Origin of the sequence: Mycobacterium sp. VKM Ac-1816D (assembly GCF_000416385.1) — a bacterium.
GTDB lineage: Bacteria > Actinomycetota > Actinomycetes > Mycobacteriales > Mycobacteriaceae > Mycobacterium > Mycobacterium neoaurum_A.
Map to the genome: position 1 here is coordinate 113,026 of NZ_AOHQ01000136.1, position 14,367 is coordinate 127,392.

Genomic DNA, 14,367 nt, shown 5'->3' on the forward strand with positions numbered 1-14,367 from the left:
TGCACTGGCACATCGGCGAATTCGACGCGAGGATGGGTGCGGGGACCGAATGACGTACAAAGGTATCGACAAGGGTTCAGACGGGAACTCAGTGACTATTCCGAATCCAGCCGACTCGGGGTCGGGTGAGGCATTGGCCGCACCGTTCCCCGAGCCCTCACCCATCTCGACGAACCCGTCGAGGAACACGAAGGTCCGCCCCGGCGACCGCATCTTCAGCGGTCTCGCCACCGGTTCGGGTGTACTCGTCATCGCGATCATCGCCGCCATCGGTTTCTTCCTGCTGTGGCGCGCCATCCCGGCGCTGCAGCGCAACGAGCAGAACTTCTTCCTGTTCGGCGGCAACTGGGTCACCACGGACACCTCGGCGATGAGCTTCGGCATCCTGGACCTGCTCCAGGTGACGGTGTTCGTCTCGGTGTTCGCGCTGGTGCTGGCGATGCCCATCGCGCTGGGTATCGCGATCTATCTGACCAACTACGCGCACAAGCGGGTCAAGGGCCCGCTGGCCTACATGGTCGATCTACTGGCCGCGGTTCCCTCGATCATCTACGGCGTGTGGGGCCTGTATGTCCTCGCACCGGCGATCAAACCGGTCGCGGTGTGGCTCAACGAGAACTTGAGCTGGCTGTTCCTGTTCTCCACCGGCAACGCCTCGGTGGCCGGCGGCGGCACCATCTTCACCGCGGGCATCGTGCTCGCGGTGATGATCCTGCCGATCATCACCGCGGTCACCCGCGAGGTCTTCGTCCAGACCCCGCGCGGCCAGATCGAGGCGGCGTTGGCCCTCGGTGCCACCCGCTGGGAGGTCGTGCGCACCACGGTGCTGCCGTTCGGGATGTCCGGCTACATCTCCGGGGCGATGCTGGGACTGGGCCGCGCACTCGGTGAGACGATCGCGCTACTGATCATCCTGCGCGGCACCCAGACCGCGTTCGGCTGGTCGCTGTTCGACGGTGGCTTCACCTTTGCCAGCAAGATCGCTTCGGCAGCATCGGAATTCAACGACCAGTACAAGGCGGGCGCCTATATCGCGGCCGGTTTGGTGCTGTTCATCCTCACGTTCGTGGTGAACTCGCTGGCGCGTGCCGCGGTCTCCGGAAAGGACAGGTCCGCATCATGACCGCAGCGCTGGAGAAGCCGGTCAAGGCCCCGACCTTCCAGGGTGTCAGCGGTCGCCGGAAAGTGACCGACAAGCTGGCCACCATCCTGGTCACCGCCTCGGTCGTGGTGGCCATCGTCCCGCTGCTGTGGGTGCTCTACACGGTGGTCTCCAAGGGCATCGGGGTCGTCACCTCGAGCACCTGGTGGATGAACTCGCAGGCCGGTATGACGGCGTTCGCCGCGGGCGGCGGTGCCTATCACGCCATCGTCGGATCGCTGCTGCAGGCGTTGGTCTGCGCCGTCATCTCCATCCCCATCGGCATCTTCGTCGCCATCTACCTGGTGGAGTACGGCGGCGGCACCCGGCTGGGCAAGATCACCACCTTCATGGTCGACATCCTGACCGGGGTGCCCTCGATCGTGGCGGCGCTGTTCATCTACGCACTCTGGGTGGCCACCCTGGGCTTCCAGCGTTCGGGCTTCGCGGTGTCGCTGGCACTGGTGTTGCTGATGATCCCGGTGATCGTGCGCTCCACCGAGGAGATGTTGCGCATCGTGCCGATGGATCTGCGCGAGGCCAGCTACGCACTGGGTGTGCCGAAGTGGAAGACCATCTCGGCCATCGTGGTGCCCACCGCGCTGTCGGGCATCGTCACCGGTGTGCTGCTGTCTCTGGCCCGCGTGATGGGCGAGACCGCACCGCTGCTGATCCTGGTCGGCTACGCCCAGGCGATGAACTTCGACATGTTCAGCGGGTTCATGGGTTCGCTGCCCGGCATGATGTTCGACCAGACCTCGGCTGGCGCCGGGGCCAACCCGGTCCCCACCGACCGGCTCTGGGGCGCCGCTCTCACCCTCGTCGTCCTGATCGCGGTGCTCAACGTGGGTGCGCGATTCATCGCCAAATTCTTTGCCCCGAAAAAGGTTTAGGAGTATCCGAGATGGCCAAACGCCTGGATCTGAAAGACGTCAACATCTACTACGGCGCTTTCCACGCCGTGCAGAACGTCTCGCTGTCGGTGGAGCCGCGCAGCGTGACCGCATTCATCGGCCCCTCGGGCTGCGGTAAGTCGACCGTGCTTCGCACGCTCAACCGCATGCACGAGGTGATCCCGGGCGCCTACGTCAAGGGCTCGGTGCTGCTCGACGGTGACGACATCTATGGCTCGGGTGTCGATCCGGTGGGTGTGCGCAAGACCATCGGCATGGTGTTCCAGCGCCCGAACCCGTTCCCCACCATGTCCATCCGCGACAACGTGGTGGCGGGCCTGAAACTGCAGGGTGTGCGCAGCAAGAAGACCCTCGACGAGGTGACCGAGCGTTCGCTCAAGGGCGCCAACCTGTGGAACGAGGTCAAGGATCGCCTCGACAAGCCCGGTGGCGGTCTCTCGGGCGGTCAGCAGCAGCGACTCTGCATCGCCCGCGCCATTGCCGTGCAGCCCGACGTGTTGCTGATGGATGAGCCCTGTTCGGCGCTCGACCCGATCTCGACGCTGGCGATCGAGGATCTGATCTCGGAGCTGAAGCAGGACTTCACCATCGTGATCGTCACGCACAACATGCAGCAGGCCGCCCGCGTCTCTGATCAGACGGCGTTCTTCAACCTCGAGGCCACCGGTAAGCCCGGTCAGCTCATCGAGATCGACGACACCGAGAAGATCTTCTCCAACCCGACCCAGAAGGCCACCGAGGATTACATCTCCGGTCGGTTCGGCTAGCCCGCGCCGTCAGGGTGTGAGCACCACCCGCGTGCCGGACGGGTCGGTCGTGGTCCACGCGTCGGCGATATCGGCCAGCGGTCTTGCGGCCGTGCGCAGTTCGAGACTGCCGTTGCCGACCATGTCGAACAGCCGGGGCAGTGCCTCGGCACGCGCCGAGGCCAGGACCGCGGGCGGGACGCTGCCGATTCCGACCCCGCGGAGCTGGATACCGGTACTGCGCAGCAGCGCGGCGGGCAGCGGCATCGTCGGATCGGCCATCGCGCCGACCTGGACGAACCGGGTGCGGTGATAGCTGCCGGTGGGGCCGTCGGCGAGGGCGGCGAGCACCTGCGCCGCGGGGTCGCCCCACAGGTAGTCCAGCACGACGTCGAAGGGCTGCTCGGCGTGCAGGGCGCGGACCCTGGCGCGCACATCGTCATTGCGCAGGTCGATGACGTCGTCAGCCCCGACGGTGCGTAGCCAGGCCAGCCGGGTGGTGTCGCGGCCGGCGACGACCACCCGCGCTGCGCCGAACACCGATGCCGCCAGCTGTGCGGCGAGCGAACCGGTGACACCGGTGGCCCCGAGGATCAGCACGTGTTCACCGGGTCGTAGTGCCGCGGCGTGTTCGAGTGCCAGCCAGGACGATATGCCCGGATTGGGGACGGCGGCCGCGGTGACGGCGTCGATCCCGTCGGGCAGCTCCACCATGTCGCGTGCGTTGAGCAGGGTGCGCTCGGCCAGCATTCCGTACGGTGGCACCGCGCCGGTGTACACCCGTCTGCCGTCGTCGAGTCGCGCGACACCGTCCACGCCGGGGATCATCGGTAAGCCCAATTCCCTGCTGGCGTAGTGGGTTCCGTTCCCGATGCCCTTCGTCAGATTCGTCAGCGCACTGGCCTCGACGGTGGCGGTCAGTGTGCCGTCCCCGGGCTCTGGATCCGGGAAGTCGGTGTAGCGGGGCGGGTGCCCCCATCGGTCGATCACGGCGGCCTTCATGGCGACTCCTGTGTTTCCTGAGAAATGGTTTCTATAGAAACAATGTACGGCGCGCGGCGGCAGATGGCAATATTGTTTCCGTGAAAACCAAGTCGCGGCTGATCGAGGACATCAACCAGCTGATCGACGCGGTGGGGGACAAGTTCGAAGGCGACTCCGACGGCGACCCGGAGCGCGATTTCATGGTGGCGCGCTGCCCGCAGCGGTTGGCGGGGCCGATCCGTGAGCTCCCTCAGCTGTCGGTGCACCTGCTTGCCGAGCTGGCCGACGGCCCGTCGAGCCTGGTCGGATTGGCAGCTCGGTCACGACAGCTGAAGGGCACCGTCAGCAAGCACGTCCACCGGCTGGTCGAGGCTGGACTGGTGCACCGCGGTCCGGTCCCCGGCAACCGCAAGGAGACCCAGCTGACGCTCACCGCGGACGGCGAACTGGTCGCTGCCGCGCACCGCCGGCTGCACGAGGAGATGGACCTGGGCAGGCGGGCGTTCCTGAACCGCTACACCAGTGCCGAACTCCAGATCGTGGAGAAGGTGCTGGCCGACCTGATGGCGGCGGGCCGCGACGGGGTGCGGATCGTCGCCGACGGTTCGTGAGAGCTGCCGGCTACTGCGGTTCGGCCAGGTTGTCCTCGGGCAGCTCGCCGGTGGCGGTGAAGATGACCCGGCGGGAGATCTCGACCGCGTGGTCGGCGAACCGCTCGTAGAAACGGCTCAACAGCGTGACATCGACGGCGGCGGTGACACCGTGCTTCCAGTCCTTGTCCATCAGCACCGAGAACAGATGTCGGTGCAGATCATCCATCGCATCGTCCTCGTCGCGGATCTGGCGAGCCTTCTCCGGATCGAGGGTGTCGAGCACCTCGCGCGCACTGTGGGCCAAGTCGACTGCCACCCGCCCCATTTCGGCGAAGTACCCGTTGACCTCCTCGGGCAGTGCGTGCTGGGGGTGGCGGCGCCGCGCGATCTTGGCCACATGCAGGGCCAGCGCGCCCATCCGGTCGATATCGGCGATGATCTGGATACCGCTGACGATGGCGCGCAGATCGCCGGCGACCGGACCCTGCAGCGCGAGCAGCATGAACGCGGCCTCTTCGGCGCGCACCCGGATCTCACCGAGCCGATCCTGTTCGGAGATCACCTGCTCGGCCAGCGCCAGATCGGCCTGCAGAAGGGCCTGGGTTGCGCGCTCCATCGCCACACCGGCCAGCCCACACATCTCGCTGAGCTGAACGGTCAAGGACGACAGTTGTTCCTGGTACGCAGTACGCATGTGAATACCTTACGTTCAGCGAGCTTGCAGGTCACGGCGCCACAGGTGAACGAAAGGTGAATGCCCATGGATGGCCTGGGTATCGGTCCTACCGCCCTACTCGCAGGTGGTGTCCGCTGCGTTGGTGACGGTGAGGTCCTCCGGTAGCTCGGTGGTCGTGGCTCCCGAGGACGACGAAGAGGACGAGGTGCCGCGGACCATCTGGACCTGGACGGTCGAACCGCTGGGCGACGGCGGCGTGACGGAGGTGAAGTCCGTGCCGAGCACGACCCGCACCACATCGCCCATCCCGGTGGTGCGCTCGATGGTCGCGTTGTGGAACGACGATGCGACGGTCGCCGCGGCCTGCTCGTTGCCGGGGGAGAAGAACACCGTCGTGGAATGCAGCGGGCCGGGGTAGTCGTCGGGTGTGTCGACCTGGAAACCGTGCTGCTGCAGAACGGAGGCGGCGTTGGCGGCCAGTCCGGACTGGCCGGTGGAGTTGGACACCCGCACGGTCACCGCACCGGGATCGGTGGCGACCGCGTCGACGGTTTCGGCACCGTTCGCGTCGGTGGTGGGGGTGCTTGAGCCGCCGTGGTTTTCGGGTGCCGGCGGGACCGGGCTGCTGTCGTCGTTGTGCTCTTCGGGCAGCGGATCGTCGTCGATGATCGCGGCGAACAGCGCGGCCATATCGTCGACGCGGGGCTGCTCGTTGCCGTAGTCGTCGGCGTAACCGGTGGTGGGCACCGTGACGAAGGTGATGCGCCCGGCGTTGACACCCTGCACCGACTGGCCGAGATCGACCAGGTCCTTGGTCTTGATGTTGTCGACGTAGCTGTCCTCGATGAACATGTTCACCACGTTGTTGAGCTTCGACAGGCTGAAGAACACCTCTTTGGAGATCATCGAGCGCAGCAGCGAGGACAGGAACAGCTGCTGACGCTTGATGCGGCCGTAGTCGCCGTTGAACTCGGTGGTGACCTGCCGGGCCCGCACATAGTTCAGTGCGGTGTGACCGTCGACGATCTGGCGGCCCGGGGTGGCCAGCACGGTGCCCAGCTCGTAGTCCTCCAGCGGGGTGGTGCTGCACACCTCGACGCCGCCGAGCGCGTCGACCATCTTCGAGAATCCGGTGAAGTCGATGGCCATGAACCGGTTCACCGACAGTCCGGAGAGCTTCTGGATCACCTTCACCAGGCACTTGGGCCCGCCGACGGCGTAGGCGGAGTTCAGCTTGGTCTCGGTGTACGCCTCGTCCATCCCGTACATCGGGGATTCCGGGTCGGTGATCGGGCCATAGGCACGGGTCTCGGGGTCCCACGGCTCGCACTTCATCGGTGTGATGGCCAGATCGCGTGGGAACGAGACCGCGACCACGCGCTTACGGTCGGCCGGGATGTTGACCAGCATGATGGTGTCCGACCGCGCGCCGGCGGCATCATCGGTGGTGCCCGCGCCGACCTCGGAATTGGCGCCCAGGCGGCTGTCGGTGCCCACGATGAGGAAGTTCTCGTCGCCGAACTGCTTGTTGGGGTCAAGAATGTCGCGCGAGTTGAGGTCCAGTGCGGACACCTGATTGAGGCTGTTGTTCTTCATCGACTGCCACTGCCAGGCCCCGCCGGTCACCAGCAGGGCGCAGATCGCGGCCAGCGCTGCGGCGACCCGGCCGGCATTGCGCGCGGTGCGACCGGCATGGTGCCGGGGGCGCGCGGCGTGCACGGGCGGCCGGGCGGCGGCGAGGTCGGGAAGTTCGGGGGCGTACGCCGACGGGACGTACATCACCTCGGTCGGCGGCTCCAGCCCATCGGCGTGGGATGTCTCGGGTTCGAAGATGACGGCCTCGACCGGGGCCACCGGGTCGGTGATCTCGGCGTCGGTCTCGGGTACGACGGAGCCGGACTCCTCGACCGCCTCATCGGTCGCCCGGCGCCGCCTGCGCCCGGTGCTGTTCGGGTTGTCGGCGGCCAGCTTGGCGATCAGATCGGCGACGGTGACGCCATCGGTGTGATTGCCGGTGTCCTGAGGATTGGTCTGCGGGGTACTCGTGTCCCGGTCATTCGTGTCTGGCGTGCCGGCGCGCTCCCACGGCGCGGCGCCTGGTGCCGGTCGCTCCGATCGGGTAAGCCAATCGTTGTCACCGCGCGCACGGTCGGGCCGGCCAGGAGTGGCGTTGTCGCCGTCACTCATGTCCTACCGACCTTCGGCTCGTGGGGCGTGCGCGCCGTTGCGCACGGATGTCGTACGGGCTGCCCGGATACTGCGTTCGGACGCGGCGCACTACTTCTTGTAGCAGGCCCATGCCCGGCCGCGCCACCGGAGTCCGGGTACGTGGGCACTCATCGTACTGAGACAACCTGAGCGTCGGCCAGCGCAGTGCAGTGACGGAGCGGTCTCGGGACCATCTCGGCTCAGCCGCCGGAGTGCATCACATCGGCGGCCTCGGGCACGGTGTCGTCGTCGGGATCGTCGAGCCAACCCGCGGGCAGCGACACCGATCCCGGCGAACCCTGTCGGCCGCGCGGGCCGTCACCCACCTCGGGGAACGGTGCGTCCTGGTCCAGCTGGGCCAGCAGTTCGTCGAGCTCCTCGACGGTCTTGACCAGCGCCAATGCCCGCCTGGAATCGCCGCCGACGGGGAAACCGTGCAGGTACCAGGCGACGTGCTTGCGAATGTCACGCATGCCCTTGTCCACACCGAAGTGCTCGGCGAGCAGCTCACCGTGGCGCCGCACGATATCGGTGACCTCGCCGAGGGTGGGCGGGGTGGGAATCGGGCGGTCGTTGAAGACGGCGGACAGTTCGGCGAAAAGCCAGGGCCTGCCGAGGCACCCGCGTCCGATGACGACTCCGTCACATCCGGTCTGCGACATCATGGCCACCGCGTCGCGGGCGTCGAAGATGTCACCGTTGCCCAACACCGGGATGCCGGTCACGTGTTGTTTGAGTTCGGCGATGCGTGACCAATCGGCCGCGCCGGAGTAGCGCTGGGCGGCGGTGCGAGCGTGCAGCGCGACGGCGGCAGCACCCTCCTGCTCGGCGATGCGCCCGGCATCCAGGTGCGTGGTGTGCTCATCGTCGATGCCGACCCGGAATTTCGCCGTGACGGGGATCGGTGTGCCCTCGATACCGCGGACGGCCGCCCCGATGATCTGACCGAACAGCCGCCGCTTGAACGGGATGGCCGCGCCGCCGCCGCGCTTGGTGACCTTGGGCACCGGGCAGCCGAAGTTCATGTCGATGTGATCGGCCAGGCCCTCGTCGGCGATCATCTTGGCCGCGCGATAGGTGGTCTCGGGGTCGACGGTGTAGAGCTGCAGCGAGCGTGGCGTCTCATCCGGGGCGAAGGTGGTCATGTGCATGGTGACCGGATGGCGTTCAACCAGGGCGCGTGCGGTCACCATCTCGCAGACGTACAGGCCGCTGATGGTGCCGGCGCGGGCCATCTCCAGCTCGCGGCACAGTGTGCGGAACGCGACGTTGGTGACGCCGGCCATCGGGGCCAGGACGACAGGCGAACGCAATGCGATCGGCCCGATCTGCAGGGCAGATCGGGCCGTCGGCGGATTGTCGAGCAGCGTCATCCGGCTGCGGAGGAGCTCACCAGCAGGTTCTTCATCGCCTTCTTCTCGGCGACCTTGCGCTCCCGCTCCAGGCGGCGTTCCTTGGCGATCTCGAACTTCTCGCAGGTCTCCTCGAGCTCTTCGACGTGCTTGGCCAGCTCGTCGCGCAACTTGGCGCCCTCACCGGTGAAATCCTCGCGTTCGAAGATGCGCCACTTCTTGAGCACCGGCATCACGATGTCGTCGAGGTGGATGCGCGGGTCGTAGACCCCGCCGGTGGCGATGACGACGGCCTTGCGGCGGAAATCGGGGATGGTGTAGCCGGGCATCTTGAAGTTGGTGAGGATCTTGTGCAGCGACTTCATCGCCTGGTTGGGTGCGATCTCCATACCGGCGGCCGACACGTCGCGGTAGAAGATCATGTGCAGGTTCTCGTCGGCGGAGATGCGGCCGAGCAGCTGGTCGGCGACGGTGTCATTGCAGGCGCGGCCGGTGTTGCGGTGGCTGACGCGGGTGGCCAGCTCCTGGAACGTCACGTAGATGACGGAGTCGAACAGGCTCTGGGCGAACAGCTCGTCGCCGCCCTGCAGGTTCTGGCCGGGGGAGAAGCCGCGGGTGACCTGCTCCACGCGCAGCTCTTCGAGTTCGATCGGGTCGATGGCGCGGGTGACCAGCAGGTAATCGCGCAGGGCGATACCGTGCCGGTTCTCCTCGGCGGTCCAGCGGTTGACCCAGAAACCCCACGGGCCGTCCATGCTGAAATTCATCGCGATCTCGCGGTGGTACGAGGGCAGATTGTCCTCGGTCAACAGGTTGGTGATCATCGCGATGCGCGCGACCTCGGAGAGCTTGGACTGCTCGGGATCCCACTCCTGGCCGCCGAGGGCGTAGAAGTTCTTGCCGTCCGACCACGGGATGTAGTCGTGGGGGTTCCAGTCCTTGCGCATGCTCAGGTGCCGGTTGATCTGCTTTTCCACCACGGGCTCGAGCTCGTGCAGGAGCTGCAGATCGCTCAGTTCCTCGGTCATGGACCCTCCGATGTATCTGTACCTGTTGGTTGCAGTCAATATATCTGTGTCTCGCGGTGACATTCAAGTTCCGTCAACGTGAGTCGCGTAACGGTTACCCGTCTTTTGGGCATGCTCACCGTTACTGATGGGCGGCGGCCCGATTGAGGAGCAACGTGCTGCAGTAGTCGACGAACTGTTCGCGGCCGGCCGCCAGGCGGCCGTTCAGGTAGGCGGTGAACAGTGCGGTGAGCGCGCCGACCAGTCCGGTGGCCACCATTTCCTGCACTGCCGGATCGGCGATCTGGGTGAGCTTGCGCTGGATGAGGGCGATGAAGTCGGGCATCCACTCCGCGCCCGAGGCCACCAGCACCGGCTCGCGCTCGGGTGCCAGGAGCAGTACCCGGCCGCGAGTCGGGTCGTCGACCATCAGCTCGACGAATTGTTCCACTGCGGCGCGCGGTGTCTGTGCCGCCAGCAGTGCGGTCATGGCCGCCTGGCACACCTCGTCGTAGACGGCGCGTACGAAAACGTCGCGGTCGGTGAAGCTTTCGTAGAAGTACCGCTCGGTCAGGCCGGCCGCCCGGCAGACCGCGCGGACCGTCAGTGCCGGTCCGTCGGCGGCGCCGAGCAGCGCGATGCCCGCGCTGATCAGCTCGTTGCGGCGCAGCGCCTGGCGGTCCTGCAGGGGAACGCCGGACCATCGACCGCGTCGTTGACCGGACGGCACATCACTCCTAAGCTGCTTGGTGACAACGGGTGTAGTCAGAATTGCTTCCCCGACCCGAACGGAAGGTCGTCAGTGACTCAAGATACGTCCGAGACATGCCCGGTGACCAGCGATTCCGCCGGTGCTGCCGGTTGCCCCGTGAGCGCCGGATACGACGACGTCCCGCTCGGGCCGGACTCACTCACCTGGAAGTACTTCGGACAGTGGACGGGACTGTTCCAGGGCACCTGGGCCGGGTCGATGCAGAACATGCACCCGCAGCTCGGGGCCGCGGTCGAGGAGCATTCGATCTTCTTCATCGAGCGCATCCCGCGCCTGCTGCGGTCGATCTACCCGATCGGCGGCGTGGTCTTCGACGGTGACCGGGCGCCGCAGACCGGTGCCGAGGTCCGCGACTATCACATCGGCATCAAGGGTGTGGACAAGCTGGGGCGGCGCTACAGCGCGCTGAACCCGGACGTCTTCTACTGGGCGCATGCGACGTTCTTCAAGTCGACGCTGCTGGCGGCCGAGAAGTTCGGCGGCGGTATCTCGCTCGCCGACAAGCGTCAACTGTTCGACGAGCACGTGCAGTGGTACCGCATGTACGGCATGAGCATGCGGCCGGTGCCGAAGTCCTGGGAGGAGTTCGAGGCCTACTGGGATCACATGTGCACCGAGGTCCTGGAGCGCAACTGGGCCGCCGTCACCGTGATGGATCTGTCCACGATGCCCAAACATCCCTCCCTGCAATGGATTCCGGACCCGCTATGGAAGCTGAATCTGAAGGTGATGCAGCGCTTCCTGACGTTCATGACCGTGGCCCTCTATGACGAGCCGGTGCGCGAGCTGATGGGTTACACCTGGACACCGCGGCAACAGTTCCTGCACGACCGGCTGTGCGAGGTCATCACGTTCGCGGGCAAGGTGCTGCCCAAGCGCTCGTTGATGCACCCGCGCAAGCGCTCCGCGGTGGATCGGGCCAGCGGCCGGTTGCCCGCCGACTCGCCGCTGGTGCAGACCCCGGCCCGCAATCTCCCGCCCGTGGAGTACCGGGGCAACCCGAACTTCTACTGCCCTCAGGTGTAGTCACCGCGCGGTCTACGGTGGACCGCATGCAGCAGCCACTCGGCGGTCGCTACGAATTGCGCGGACTGCTCGGCCGCGGCGGGATGGCCGCGGTGCATGACGGCTGGGACACCCGGCTGGGACGCCCGGTCGCGATCAAGCTGATGGACCCGACGGCGGGCGACCGGAGGCGCTTCGAGTCCGAGGCGCGCGCGGTCGCCACCCTGAACCACCCGAACATCGTTGCCGTGCATGACAGCGGTGAACACAACGGCCTGCCCTACCTGGTGATGGAACGGCTTCCCGGGCGCACGGTGGCCGATGTGTTCGCCGCCGGTCCGGTGCCCGCACAGCAGGTGCGGGTGCTGTTGTGCGAGTTGCTTTCCGGTCTGGCCGCCGCCCATGCCGCCGGGATCCTGCACCGCGATATCAAGCCGGCCAACATCCTGGTCACGGCGGCCGGCGGTATCAAGATCGCCGATTTCGGGATCGCCAAGAGTCCCACCTCCGCGCACACCATGACCGGCCAGGTCGTCGGGACGCTGGGCTATCTGAGTCCGCAACGGTTGGCCGGGCATCCCGCGACGGTCGCCGATGATCTCTACGCCGCCGCGATGGTGGCTGCCGAGGGTCTCGTCGGCCGAATCCCGCTGCCGCACGAGAATCTGGCGGCGTTGCGCCCCGACGCCGACGCGGCGTTGGTGGCGGTGATCCAGCGGGCCCTGGCCGCCGACGAGCGGGTGCGCTTCGCCAGTGCCGAGCAGATGCTCGCGGCGCTCTCGGCGCGGCCGGGCACCCTGGTGCTCGATCAGCCGCTGCCCGACCCCGCGACGGTGCGGGTGGTGGTGCCGCGGCCGCGCAGCCGTCGGCGCCGTGTGCTTGCCATGGCGGGCGGGGTGGTGGCGTTGCTCGTGCTGCTCGCCGCCTTCCTCGTCGATACCGCCTCACGCAACGGGACGCCCACGCCGGCGCCGGCGCCGAGCGCGACCTCGCCGGCTCCGGTCTCCTCGGTGTCGATACCGCCGACGACCACGACCACGACCACGGCAGCGCCTGCGCCCGCACCCGCGCCAGGTCCGCCTGGGGGTCCCGGGCGCGGCAACGGCGGGAACGGAAAGGGTGACAAGGGGCCGAAACCCAAGCCGGACCGCTGACGCGCCGGGCCCGACTCCGCGAGAGTGACGTTCTTGCGGTCCCAGCGGCCGTTCGAGCACGGAAACGTCACTCTCGTGGGCCGGGTTTGGCGTGGTGCCCCCAGCGACCCGTCCACTACTTCAGCCGCCACAGGCGACCGGCGGTCGAGACTGAACTGGTGTAGAGATTTCGACGCTGAGAGCTACCTGGCTTCAGTCGCGAAGCGCATGAGGCGGGCGGGCTGAAGTCAGGTAAACGCCGGGGCGGCCTGCGGCGCGGAATACGTGGTGCCCCCACCAGGGCTCGAACCTGGGACCTGCGGATTAAAAGTCCGTAGCTCTACCGACTGAGCTATAGGGGCGTGTGCTCGAAAAGGATACTTGGCCCGCTGATCAGACGGGTGGGGGCATCCGGTTTGGGATTTCGAGCAGCTGTGTCCTAAGCTATCGAAGCTTCCAACGTCACCGGCGTTGAGAGCGGCCCGGAGAAATCCGGATAGGCCCCCATCGTTTAGCGGCCTAGGACGCCGCCCTTTCACGGCGGTAGCACGGGTTCGAATCCCGTTGGGGGTACGGCACGACGGTGGTGACACACCGGAGTGCAGCAGTACAGAGCAAGGCCCTGTGGCGCAGTTGGTTAGCGCGCCGCCCTGTCACGGCGGAGGTCGCGGGTTCGAGTCCCGTCAGGGTCGCCATCTCGGCGAGGTATCCCGGTCGAAAGGCCGGGGCCTTCCGGCCAGGTAGCTCAGTTGGTACGAGCGTCCGCCTGAAAAGCGGAAGGTCGCCGGTTCGATCCCGGCCCTGGCCACTCAGATCGAAATTGTCGTCTTCGTAACATCCTTCCCACTGATCACGATCAACAGTCGTGTCGCAATCATTCGGGGATGAAACACGTACTCGCCTGACCGCTGCCGCGGTCGCTCTCGTCACCGCCCTGCTCGCGGTGTTCGCTCTCGCCGGCGCTCCGGCGGCCCAGGCCCAACCGGCGGGCAAGGATTTCTCCAAACCGGCCATCGTGATCCTTGGTTACGGCCTGACCCCCGACGGCTGGATGCGACCCATCCTGTTCACCCGGGTGCTGACCGGGCTGGCCGTCGCGCAGGCGTTCCCGCAATCGCCGATCATCGTAACCGGCGGCAATCCGCGCCAGGGCCGCACCGAGGCAGGCGAGATGCGCAACCTCCTGCAGATGCTCGGGTTCCCGGCCAACCGGATCATCGTGGAGGACAAGGCCAACAGCACCGTGCAGAATGCGCGCTTCTCGGTCCCGCTGGCGAAGAAGGCCGATACCTCGGGCATCATCCTGGTGACCTCGTCGACCCATCAGGACCGTGCCGACACCAACTTCGTCGACGCCGGGGCCAATGTGCTGGCCACCGTCAGCTTCCCCGACGGCGACCCGGCGACGAACATCGGCCAGTTCGTCAAGGATGTCCTCAGTCCGGTGATGGCCATCCGGTGAGGGCGGTACGCTCCGGCCATGGAGCTACTACGCAGCGTAGTTGTGCTGCTGCACATCGTCGGTTTCGCCGTCACCTTCGGCGCCTGGGCGTCGGCGGCGCTCTCGGCGCAACCCCGATTCACCAGGGTCATGGACTACGGCCTGCTGGTCTCGCTGATCACCGGTCTGGCGCTGGCCGCGCCGTGGCCGTCCGATGTCGTGCTCAACTACCCCAAGATCGGGGTCAAGCTGGTCCTGCTGGTAATCCTGGGCGGCGTGCTGGGCATGGGCAGCGCCCGGCAGCGACGCACCGGTCACCCCGTCGCGCCGCCGTTGTTCTACCTCGCCGGGGCACTCTCGCTGACTGCGGCGGGTATCGCCGTCATATGGTGAGC

The 14,367-nt window shown here is 66.8% G+C and carries 14 protein-coding genes and 4 tRNA genes; 11 read left to right on the plus strand and 7 right to left on the minus strand.

The genetic code is table 11. The features are described from left to right. Positions 1-49: 49 nt before the first annotated feature. From pstC to pstB, 3 genes are read left to right on the plus strand one after another with little or no spacing between them, the layout of a single operon-like run. Positions 50-1,123, plus strand: a complete 1,074-nt coding sequence (gene pstC / locus G154_RS14330; RefSeq protein WP_019511117.1) for a phosphate ABC transporter permease subunit PstC — start codon at positions 50-52, stop codon at positions 1,121-1,123. Beyond that, positions 1,120-2,034: a phosphate ABC transporter permease PstA gene (pstA, locus tag G154_RS14335; protein WP_019511118.1), complete on the plus strand. Its 915-nt coding sequence runs from the start codon at positions 1,120-1,122 to the stop codon at positions 2,032-2,034. The genes pstC and pstA overlap by 4 nt, the downstream gene beginning before the upstream one ends. A gap of 11 nt (positions 2,035-2,045) precedes the next feature. After that, positions 2,046-2,822 (plus strand): phosphate ABC transporter ATP-binding protein PstB, encoded by a 777-nt coding sequence (gene pstB, locus G154_RS14340; protein ID WP_019511119.1) that lies wholly within the window; start codon positions 2,046-2,048, stop codon positions 2,820-2,822. Positions 2,823-2,831: 9 nt separating this feature from the next. Here pstB and G154_RS14345 read toward each other — a convergent pair whose 3' ends face one another. Next, entirely contained in the window at positions 2,832-3,803 is a 972-nt protein-coding gene (locus G154_RS14345; RefSeq protein WP_019511120.1) for a zinc-binding alcohol dehydrogenase family protein, read from the minus strand. 80 nt (positions 3,804-3,883) lie between these two features. Here G154_RS14345 and G154_RS14350 point away from each other — a divergent pair, with 80 nt between their 5' ends. Then, positions 3,884-4,396: a MarR family winged helix-turn-helix transcriptional regulator gene (locus G154_RS14350; protein WP_019511121.1), complete on the plus strand. Its 513-nt coding sequence runs from the start codon at positions 3,884-3,886 to the stop codon at positions 4,394-4,396. Positions 4,397-4,406: 10 nt separating this feature from the next. Here G154_RS14350 and phoU read toward each other — a convergent pair whose 3' ends face one another. The 5 genes from phoU to G154_RS14375 form a co-directional block, all read right to left on the minus strand. Next, on the minus strand, positions 4,407-5,072 hold the full coding sequence (gene phoU / locus G154_RS14355; RefSeq protein WP_019511122.1) for a phosphate signaling complex protein PhoU: 666 nt from the start codon (positions 5,070-5,072) through the stop codon (positions 4,407-4,409). A 96-nt stretch (positions 5,073-5,168) separates the two neighbouring features. Further along, on the minus strand, positions 5,169-7,241 hold the full coding sequence (locus G154_RS14360; RefSeq protein ID WP_019511123.1) for an LCP family protein: 2,073 nt from the start codon (positions 7,239-7,241) through the stop codon (positions 5,169-5,171). Between the two features lie 221 nt (positions 7,242-7,462). Continuing rightward, positions 7,463-8,635, minus strand: a complete 1,173-nt coding sequence (gene dusB / locus G154_RS14365) for a tRNA dihydrouridine synthase DusB (protein ID WP_019511124.1) — start codon at positions 8,633-8,635, stop codon at positions 7,463-7,465. Continuing rightward, on the minus strand, positions 8,632-9,642 hold the full coding sequence (locus G154_RS14370; RefSeq protein ID WP_019511125.1) for an acyl-ACP desaturase: 1,011 nt from the start codon (positions 9,640-9,642) through the stop codon (positions 8,632-8,634). Before G154_RS14370 ends, dusB begins: the two co-directional genes overlap by 4 nt. A 121-nt stretch (positions 9,643-9,763) precedes the next feature. Further along, positions 9,764-10,351 (minus strand): TetR/AcrR family transcriptional regulator, encoded by a 588-nt coding sequence (locus G154_RS14375; RefSeq protein WP_019511126.1) that lies wholly within the window; start codon positions 10,349-10,351, stop codon positions 9,764-9,766. A 72-nt stretch (positions 10,352-10,423) separates the two neighbouring features. Here G154_RS14375 and G154_RS14380 point away from each other — a divergent pair, with 72 nt between their 5' ends. Together G154_RS14380 and G154_RS14385 are read left to right on the plus strand one after the other, a co-directional pair. Next, the gene (locus G154_RS14380; RefSeq protein ID WP_023986276.1) at positions 10,424-11,419 is read left to right on the plus strand and encodes an oxygenase MpaB family protein; all 996 of its coding nucleotides are present in this window, start codon (positions 10,424-10,426) and stop codon (positions 11,417-11,419) included. 26 nt (positions 11,420-11,445) lie between these two features. Beyond that, positions 11,446-12,552 (plus strand): serine/threonine-protein kinase, encoded by a 1,107-nt coding sequence (locus G154_RS14385; protein WP_019511128.1) that lies wholly within the window; start codon positions 11,446-11,448, stop codon positions 12,550-12,552. Between the two features lie 265 nt (positions 12,553-12,817). Here the strand turns inward: G154_RS14385 and G154_RS14390 are convergent. Next, positions 12,818-12,893 (minus strand) — tRNA-Lys (locus G154_RS14390). 138 nt (positions 12,894-13,031) lie between these two features. Here G154_RS14390 and G154_RS14395 point away from each other — a divergent pair. From G154_RS14395 to G154_RS14415, 5 genes are all read left to right on the plus strand, one after another. Further along, a tRNA-Glu gene (locus tag G154_RS14395) sits at positions 13,032-13,104 on the plus strand. A 45-nt stretch (positions 13,105-13,149) separates the two neighbouring features. Further along, positions 13,150-13,226, plus strand: a tRNA-Asp gene (locus G154_RS14400). A 39-nt stretch (positions 13,227-13,265) separates the two neighbouring features. Further along, a tRNA-Phe gene (locus G154_RS14405) sits at positions 13,266-13,339 on the plus strand. Positions 13,340-13,465: 126 nt separating this feature from the next. Next, positions 13,466-13,993: a YdcF family protein gene (locus tag G154_RS14410; protein ID WP_234713050.1), complete on the plus strand. Its 528-nt coding sequence runs from the start codon at positions 13,466-13,468 to the stop codon at positions 13,991-13,993. A gap of 18 nt (positions 13,994-14,011) precedes the next feature. Next, on the plus strand, positions 14,012-14,365 hold the full coding sequence (locus G154_RS14415) for a hypothetical protein (RefSeq protein ID WP_023986274.1): 354 nt from the start codon (positions 14,012-14,014) through the stop codon (positions 14,363-14,365). Positions 14,366-14,367: the final 2 nt, after the last annotated feature.